The sequence below is a fragment of the Grylomicrobium aquisgranense genome (assembly GCF_033971865.1).
In the GTDB taxonomy this organism is placed as follows: Bacteria; Bacillota_I; Bacilli_A; order Erysipelotrichales; family Erysipelotrichaceae; genus Bulleidia; species Bulleidia massiliensis.
Genome location: NZ_JALBUR010000085.1, coordinates 1 through 1,045 on the forward strand (window position 1 = coordinate 1; position 1,045 = coordinate 1,045).

Below are 1,045 nucleotides of genomic sequence, written 5' to 3' on the forward strand. Positions count from 1 at the left end.
AGAATATCGGAGGATACTGGTATTTCTTCGATCTGGCAGATGGCAGTATGCGGACAGGGTTTGTCACATTACCGGATGGACGGAAAGTATACTATGACGGTGCCGGCCACATGGTATTTGGCAAGCAACTGATCAATGGAAACTATTATTGCTTCAATGCCATCAATGGTGCAATGCAGTATGGTGAACAATGGATTAATGGGGTTGGATATTATTTTGATACATCTACTGGTATCATGAAATCCAATGGATGGTTAAAGGCCGGCAATTACTTTTATCATTTGAATGCTTCAGGTGTTATGGATGCCAAGCAGACAAATGGGCCGCAGCTGATTTATCAGCCCGGTTATTACATCAGTCCGATGAAAACGGGTAACCTGAATTCTTCTTCAGAGAGAATCGAGGCAATGATTTCCAGAGCTTATGATTATGTTGGCACGGTATGGAGAGCCTGCTATTCACAGCAGCCTGGTGGATATGCGGACTGCAGCGGTCTTGTCATGCAGTGTCTGCTGGCTGCTGGTTTTGATCCATCTCCCGCAACACCTGCTCATCATGCGCAGCCGCAGAATGAATATGATTCTCGTACATTGTTCTTCCAGACACCGATGCAGCATGTTTCTGTAAACAATATCCGGCGTGGTGATCTGATCTTCTATGCGCAGAATGGAATCATTATTCATGTTGCCATTTATCTTGGAAACGGACAGGTCATTGATTCCTGGCCGCCGAGAGTTACGACACATTCAATGTACTGGCGTACTTACGGGTATATCTATGGCGTTGCCAGACCGTTTAACTGATTTTCTGCAATGAATGTATTTCATCAGGGGGAAAAGGAAATATGAAAGTGAAGCAGAGATACAAGTCAGGAATCTTAATTGCAGGTGCTATTGCTGCGGTTGTACTGAATACAAACAGTGTCAAAGCAGAAGAAGCGCAGCCAACAGTATCACCGGAAAGTACAAGTCAGAGTGAGACAGCAGCACCTGCTGAAAAGCTGAAGGCTCCGGAAGCAGTCAGTGATAGAACGGGTTCCCATTCA

General features: G+C 45.2%; 2 protein-coding genes. Both read left to right on the plus strand.

Features of this window, described 5'->3' with window-relative positions; genetic code table 11:
- Positions 1 to 803, plus strand: an 803-nt coding sequence (locus MOZ60_RS11530) for a C40 family peptidase (protein WP_370596796.1), incomplete at its 5' end; no start/stop codon positions are given.
- A gap of 41 nt (positions 804 to 844) precedes the next feature.
- Positions 845 to 1,045: hypothetical protein (locus MOZ60_RS11535; protein ID WP_370596797.1), on the plus strand; the 201-nt coding region annotated here is incomplete at its 3' end.